Raw genomic sequence first — 7,706 nt, 5'->3', positions numbered from 1 at the left:
CAGCACCCCTTGGGAATCCCACATCGATTCAGTCTAAACAGGACAGACTCTAGTGGACTAACCCGATCGGGCCGGTCTGCAAACCGGGCTTTCACGCGGGCGTCAAATTTCGCCACGGGTGTGGCATTTACGCCTTTTCGAGCTGCTCCTGCCGCTCGTCGCTCGCCGCGGAAAGCAGCGCGGCCTCGATCTCGGCGAGGCGTTCGGGCGCCTTGATCTTGGCGGCGGTCAGATCGGTGACGTAGAAGGTGTCCGCCGCCGCTTCGCCGTAAGCGGTGATGTGCGCCGAATGGACGATCAGGTTGGCCTTGTAGAGCGCATGCGCCAGCCGGTTGAGCAGCGCCGGGCGGTCGCGCGCGGTGACCTCGATCACGGTGAAGTGGTTCGAGGCATCATTGTCGAAACTCACCCCCGGCGCGACATCGAAGGCTTTCGCGCGGGAGTGCGCCAGCGGGCGCGCGGCCAGCTTGGGCACGAGTTCGACCTTGGCGAGCAGGGCATCGCGGATGCCTTTCTCGATGCGGGCCATCTGCGCGTCCTCGCGGAAGGGCTGGGCGTTGTGGTCCTGCACGAGGAAATTGTCGACCGCATAGCCCGACCGGGCGGTGTGGATGCGCGCGTCGATGATGTTCGCGCCGGCGAGGTGGATGCCGCCCGCCATGCGGTAGAACAGCCCCGGATGGTCCAGTGCGATGACGCTGATGCGGGTCGCGCCGCGGGTCTCGTCGACCTCGCAGGCGATCGAAAGCGCCTCGCCCGCAGCTGCGGCGGCGTCGTACTGGGCAAGGTTGGCGGCGATGATCTCCTCGGGCTCGGCGATCCAGTAGGCATCCCCCAGCAGCGCGCCGACCGAATCGACGAGGTAATCCTGATCCCCCAGCAGGCGCTGGACCGCATCCTTCTTGGCCGTGACCCGCGCCTTGCGCCCGGTGCCCTTGTGGCCGAGGCGCAGGCGTTCCTGCGCGGCATCGTAAAGCTCGCCCAGAAGCTGGCCCTTCCAGCTGTTCCACGTCCCCGGCCCGACCGCGCGGATATCGACCGCAGTGAGGATCGCGAGGTTGCGCAGCCGCTCGAGGCTCTGCACCTGGCCGACGAAATCCTCGATCGTCTTGGGATCGGTCAGGTCGCGCTTCTGCGCGGTGCGGCTCATGAGGAGGTGGTGGAGCACCAGCCAGGCGACCAGCGCGGTCTCCTTCTCGTCGAGGCCGAAGCGCGGGCACAGGCGGTGCGCGACTTCGGCGCCCAGTTCGGAATGGTCGCCCCCGCGCCCCTTGGCGATATCGTGGAGCAGCACCGCGACATAAAGCGCGCGGCGCGAGGCGAGCTTGGGGAACTCGCGGGTGGCGCGCGGGTGATCGGCGGTGAGCAACCCGCGTTCGATCTGCGAGAGGAGCCCGATCGCGCGGATGGTGTGCTCGTCGACGGTGTAGTGGTGATACATGTCGAACTGCATCTGCGCGTTGACCCGGCCGAAATCGGGCACGAAGCGGCCGAAGACGCCCGCCTCGTTCATCCAGCGCAATGCGGTTTCGGGGTCCTTGCGGCCGCTCAGCAGATCGAGGAACAGCGCATTGGCGCGCCTGTCGCGGCGCAGCTTGGCGTCGATCAGCTTGGCGTCGCGCCCGGCCTGGCGCATGGTTTCGGGGTGGACCTCGAGCCCCTCGGCCTCGGCCAGCTGGAAGACTTCGATCAGGCGCACCGGATCGGCCTTGAACCACTCGTCGCCCGGGGCGCGCAGGCGCCCGCCTTCGACGGTGTAGCCCTTGAACTGGCGGGGCCGCTGGGTCCAGCCGGCGAAGAAGCCGGTGCGCGGGCGCTTTCTGGCCATCTCCTCGTCGAGGTGCGCAAGGAACACCCCGGTCAGGCTGCCGACGCGTTTCACCTGCAGGAAGTAGTACTGCATGAACCGCTCGACCGCGCTCTTGCCAGGGCGGTCGGCGAACAGCATGCGTTCGGCCACGGCACGCTGGAGATCGAAGGTCAGCCGGTCCTCGGCGCGGTCGGTGATGAGGTGCATGTGGCAGCGCGCCGCCAGCAGGAACCCCTCGGCGCGGCGGAAATTGCGGTATTCGCTCTGCGTGAGCAGGCCGACATCGACCAGCTGCGCGGCATTGTCGACGCGGTGGACATACTTCCCGATCCAGTAGAGCGTCTGGAGATCGCGCAGGCCCCCCTTGCCCTCCTTGACGTTGGGTTCGACAACGTAGCGGCTGTCCCCCATCCGCTTGTGGCGGGCATCGCGTTCGGCCAGCTTCTGGGTCAGGAACTGGCGCTCGCTCCCCTTGGCGACCTCGTTCCAGAAGCGCGCGCGCAGCTCTTCGTAAAGCACCTGCTCGCCCCACACGAGCCGGCTTTCGAGCAGCGCGGTGCGGATCGTCAGATCCTCTTTAGCCATGCGGATCGTGTCGGCGACGGTGCGGCTGGAATGGCCGACCTTGAGCCCCAGGTCCCACAGCAGGTAGAGCATCGTCTCGATCACCTGCTCGCACCACGGCGCGCGCTTGCCCGGGGTGATGAAGGCGACATCGACATCCGAATGCGGCGCCATCTCGGCGCGGCCGTATCCCCCCACGGCAAGAATCGCGAGCCGCTCGGCCTGCGTGGCGTTGGAGACGGGGTAGAGATGCGTGGTGACGTGATCGTGGATCACCCGCAGCAGCTGGTCCATCAGGAAGCTGAACCCGGCGGTGACCTCGTGCCCGGCAGACGGCGTCTCGAGCAGGCGCCGCGCGAGCTCGGCCCGCCCTTCGAGCAGCGCGGTGCGCAGCGCGGCGACGATGGCGGGGCGGGCGGCGGCCCCGCCGGCTTCGAACAGCGCCTCGATCTCCTCGGCCAGCGCGCGCCGGTCGATGATCGCGCGCTGGCCGGGGACACGAGCGGGACTCATGCGGCGGTCACGCAGCGACCGCCTGTTCGAGATAGCGGGCCTTGACCGTGCGCTTGTCGATCTTCTGCGTGCCGAGCCGCGGCAGGGGCTCGTGCACGATCCAGATCTGGTGTTCGAGCGGCACCTTGAAGGGCGCGATCCGCTCGAGCAGGAAGGCGCGCAATTCGCCCGGGGTGATGGCGGGGCGGCCTTCCTTCATCGCATAGACCGCCGCAGGCACCTCGCCGAACCGCTCGTCGGGCAGGCCGAAGACCGAACATTCGCCGACATCGTCATGCGCGTAGATCGCGTCCTCGACCTCGATGCACGAGATGTTCTCGCCGCCGCGGATGATGATGTCCTTCTTGCGGTCGACGATGAAGAGATACTCGTCCTCGTCGAGATAGCCGAGGTCGCCGGTGCGGAAAAAGCCGGTGTCGGTGAAGGCAGCCTTGGTGGCTTCCTCGTTCTTCCAGTAGCCGCGGAAGTTGCACACCGAGCGGATGCAGACCTCGCCCACCCGGCCGGCGGGCAGCGGGTTTCCGGCATCGTCGAGGATCGCCAGATCGACCATCGGCTTGCTCGCGCGCCCGGTCGAACCGGGCTTCGCAAGGTAGTTCTCGTTGAAATTGCCGCAGCCGACCGCGTTGGTTTCCGTGAGGCCATAGCCCAGCAGCGGGAAGCCGCCGGGGAAAGCCTCCTTGATGCGGATGACATGCTCCACCGGGCGCGGCGCGCCGCCTGCGGCGAAGCTCTTGCACTTCGACAGGTCGTATTTCTCGCGGTCGGGGTGGTTGGCGATTTCGTAGCTCATCAAGGGCACGCCCACGAAGTAGGTGACGTTCTCCTCAGCCATCAGCCGGATCGCGAGGCCGGCGTCCCACTTGGGCATCAGCACCAGCTTCCTCGCGATGGCGAAGCTCTGGAGGAACAGCGGCACTTCGCCGGTGACGTGGAACAGCGGCACGGCGACGAGCGCGCAGGGCTGCTCGCTCATCGGGCCTTCCTGCGATTCGACGTGGAGCTTGGCCATCGCCGACTGGCAGACATAGTTCATCACCGCGTTGACGACGCCGCGGTGATCGGACCACGCGCCCTTGGACTTGCCGGTCGAACCCGAGGTGTAGAGGATCGTCGCGAGATCGTCGGGGCCGAGCGCGCCGAGCAGCGCGATCGCGGCGGGCGTGCCCGCGGGCGCGGCCCAGGCGGCGGCGAGGCCCTCGGCGGGCGGATTGCCGTGCGAGAACAGGACCACCTTGGCGCCGTGGGCATGGCCCTCGAGCCGCGCGGCGCGGCCCTCGTCGGCGAGCACCAGTTTCGCTTCGGCCAGATCGATCGCATAGGCGAGCTCCTCGCCGCTCGAAAAGCCGTTGAGCAGGGTCGCGCAGCCGCCCGCCATGATGATCCCCATATAGGCGATCATCCAGTTGGCCGAATTGCGCGCGGCCAGCCCGATGCGGTCGCCCTTCTGGACGCCGTGGAGCCGGATCAGTCCCTCTGCCACATGGGTCGCGGCGGCATAGGCCTCGCCGAAGGTGAGACGCACGTCGCCATCGACGAGGAAGGGGATGTCCTTGTTCTGGTTCGCGAAATGGGCGAAATAATGGGCGAGCGTCGGGGGCGCGGCGGCAAAGACGGGCATTTCCACCCCGCCCCGCACGAAGGGCACGGTGGCAAATGGCTGGCCCTCGGCGGTGAGGCCGGCGATGATCGCTTCGAGCGCATTGTCCAGCGGGGTGGGCATGCGGTGGTTTCCTCTCTCTCTCGTTTTTTGCGGCGCCCGGCCCGGTGCGACCCGTCCCGAGTACCTGTCCCATTGCGTCCGGCGGATTCCCGTGCCCCTTCCCCTCACCCGCCGGCTGTGCCAGAAGCGCCAGCGCGACAGGGGCCCTCGAGCCCGCCGTTACGGCATCTCATTGCAATAAGAGGTTCGCTCCGTGCTGTCACTACTTGCCGCAAGCACCGCCGCCGATCCGATCCAGTTTGCCGATCTGCACCTTGCCAGAGGGATCGATCTGGGCTTCTTCCAGCTGCGCTTCTACTCGCTCGCCTACCTGCTGGGGGTGATCTTCGCCTATTGGCACACCTCGCGCGCGCTGAAGGAACCCGGCGCGCCGATGGCGCAGCGCCATGCGGACGATCTGTTCTTCTACTGCACGCTGGGCGTCATCATCGGCGGGCGGCTGGGCTATGCGACCTTCTACGAGCCGGCGCTGTGGGCCACCTTCGCCAATGACAGCTGGCTGAGCTGGCGGCTGGTGCGCCTGTGGGAGGGCGGCATGAGCTTCCACGGCGGCCTTATCGGCGTCACGGTGGCGATGCTGTGGATCTCCTGGCGCGAGAAGCTCAATTTCATCCGCGTGGTCGATTATGTCGCGGTCGGCGTGCCGATGGGGATGCTGCTCGGCCGCCTCGCCAATTTCGTCAATGGCGAGCTTTACGGGCGGGTCACCGATGTGCCCTGGGCGATGGTGTTCCCGAGCGACCCCACAGAGCTGCCGCGCCACCCGAGCCAGCTCTACCAGGCCGGGCTCGAGGGGCTGGCGATGCTTGCGATCATGCTCGCGCTGTTCTGGCTGACCCGCGCGCGCTATCGCCCCGGGCTGCTGGCCGGGGTGTTCACCGTGGGCATGGGCGTGTCGCGCTTCGTCAACGAATTTTTCCGCGAGCCGGATCAACAACTGGCTGACTTTGCAGCCCGCACCGGGCTATCGATGGGGCAATGGCTGACGATACCGCTTATCCTGACTGGATTGATTGTCGTGATCTTCGCGCTGCGCAAGAAGCCGCTGGCGGCGGGGACGCCGGCGCCGGCCTGAACGGCGCGCGCGTCTGGAAGAGCGCGCTCCGGCTGATCGATCCCGAACCCGGCACGCAGGCCGCCGCGCGTGACGAACGCGCGGCGCGCGCGGCCGCCAAGGCGCGCGCCGAGGCGGCTGCGCGCGAACAGGCCGAAGCGCTCGCCCGGGTGAAGGCACAAGCCGAGGAGCGCGCCCGTCTCGCCCGGGAAGCGCGGCAGCGCGAGCAGGCCGAAGCCGAGGCGCGGGCCCGCGCGGAACGCGAAGCGCGCGAGCAGGCGGCGGCCGAGGCCCGGGCGAGAAAGCGCGCCGAGATCGCGGCGCGTCAGCGTGCCGAGGCCGAAGCGCGCGCCAGGGCTGCCGCCGAAGCCGAGGCGAGGAAACAGGCCAAGGCCCGTGCTGAAGCCGAGGCCAAGGCCCGCCGCGAGGCCGAAGAGCGCGCTCGCCGCGAGGCCGAGGCCGCCGAAGCCGCCGAGCGCGCGCGCGCCGAGGAAGAAGCGCGCCGCATCGCCGAGGCCCGCAAGCGCGCCGAGGAAGAAGCCCGGGCCCGCGCCGCCGAGGAAGCCCGCCTCAGGAAGGAAGCCGAAGCCCGGGCCCGTGCCGAGGCCAAGGCCCGCGCCAAGGCCGAAGCCGAAGCCCGCGCCAGGGCCGAAGCCGAGGAAAAGGCGCGAAAGGCCGCCGCGGAGAAAGCCCGCCGCGAGGCCGAGGCCAAGGCCGCCGCCGAAGAGAAGGCCCGCAAGGCGGCCGAGGAAAAGGCGCGTCGCGAAGCCGAGGCCAAGGCGAAGAAGGAAGCAGAGGAAGCCGCCCGCCGCGCCGCCGAGGAAGCCGCGCGGCTCGCTGCCGAGGAAGCCGCGCGCCTCGCCGCCGAAGAGGCTGCGCGAAAGGCTGCCGAGGAAGAAGCCGCCCGCATCGCCGCCGAAGAACAGGCCAAGCGCGAGGCGGAAGAGGCCGCCGCCGCCGAGCAGGCACGGCTCGAAGCCGAAGTCCTCGCCCGCGCGCAGGTCGATGTTCCCGCGGTCCTCAAGCGCCTGATCCGCGAGACCGGCCCGATCCCGCTTTCGCAATATATGGGCGAGAGCAACGCGCGCTATTACGCCAGCCGCGATCCGCTGGGCGAACAGGGCGATTTCATCACCGCGCCCGAGATCACGCAGGTGTTCGGAGAGCTGATCGGGGTGTGGCTGGCCGACCTGTGGTCGCAGATGACCAAGCGCAAATATATCCACTATGTCGAACTCGGCCCCGGGCGCGGAACGCTGGCCAAGGATGCGCTCGGCGCGGCAGCCAAGCAGGGGCTCACCCCGCAGGTCCACTTCGTCGAGACCTCGGCCGCCTTGCGCAAGCTCCAGCGCGAGGCCTTCCCCGACTGCATCCACCACCACGACATCTCGACCCTGCCCGACGATGCCCCGCTGCTGATCGTCGCCAACGAATTCTTCGATGCCCTGCCGGTGCAGCACCTGATCCGCTCCACCGATGGCTGGTACGCCCGGATGGTGGGGCTGGAGGGTGACGACTTCACCTTCGTGACCGGCAAGGAGCGGATGGATCACTTGGTCCCGCCCAGCTGGGTCACCGCCTCGCAGGGCACGCTGATCGAGACCAGCCCCGCCGCCGTCGCCTTGATGGCCGAGCTCGCGCGGCGGCTGAAGGAGCAGGGCGGGGTCGCGCTGATCATCGACTACGGGCACGAGGAGCTGCGCTCGGGATCGACCTTGCAGGCGCTGAAATCGCACCAGAAGGTCGATGTCTTCGCCCATCCGGGCGATGCGGACCTCACCGCACACGTCGATTTCGAGCTGCTCCAACTCGTCGCGCAGCAGCACGGCGCGGACGTGATGGGGCTGCAGTACCAGGGCGAATGGCTGATCCAGATGGGGATCGACATGCGCATGGAAATGCTCCGCCGCCGCGCACCCTATGAACGCGAGAAGTTCGAACGGCAGCGTAACCGGCTGGTCAAGGACAGCGAAATGGGCAGGTTGTTCAAGGTGCTCGGCCTGTGCGGGCGGCGCTGGCCGTTCGGGGCGGGATTCCAGTGA

General features: G+C 68.3%; 4 protein-coding genes. 2 read left to right on the top strand and 2 right to left on the bottom strand.

The window, feature by feature from the left end; all coding sequences use genetic code 11:
• Positions 1 to 127: 127 nt before the first annotated feature.
• Positions 128 to 2,887, bottom strand: coding sequence for a [protein-PII] uridylyltransferase (locus AX708_RS11400; RefSeq protein ID WP_066526604.1), 2,760 nt, complete (start codon positions 2,885 to 2,887; stop codon positions 128 to 130).
• A 7-nt stretch (positions 2,888 to 2,894) separates the two neighbouring features.
• Positions 2,895 to 4,610, bottom strand: a complete 1,716-nt coding sequence (locus tag AX708_RS11395) for a class I adenylate-forming enzyme family protein (protein WP_066526601.1) — start codon at positions 4,608 to 4,610, stop codon at positions 2,895 to 2,897.
• A gap of 193 nt (positions 4,611 to 4,803) precedes the next feature.
• Between AX708_RS11395 and lgt the strand changes: the two genes are divergently transcribed.
• Together lgt and AX708_RS21370 are read left to right on the top strand one after the other, a co-directional pair.
• Entirely contained in the window at positions 4,804 to 5,685 is an 882-nt protein-coding gene (gene lgt, locus AX708_RS11390; protein WP_066526597.1) for a prolipoprotein diacylglyceryl transferase, read from the top strand.
• Complete coding sequence (locus tag AX708_RS21370) at positions 5,589 to 7,706, top strand: SAM-dependent methyltransferase (protein ID WP_197425914.1); 2,118 nt, start codon at positions 5,589 to 5,591, stop codon at positions 7,704 to 7,706. Before lgt ends, AX708_RS21370 begins: the two co-directional genes overlap by 97 nt.

Source organism: Erythrobacter sp. CCH5-A1 (assembly GCF_001557115.1).
In the GTDB taxonomy this organism is placed as follows: domain Bacteria; phylum Pseudomonadota; class Alphaproteobacteria; order Sphingomonadales; family Sphingomonadaceae; genus Erythrobacter.
Note: the sequence above shows the minus strand (reverse complement) of the source record. Positions and strands in the feature narration are given on the sequence as shown.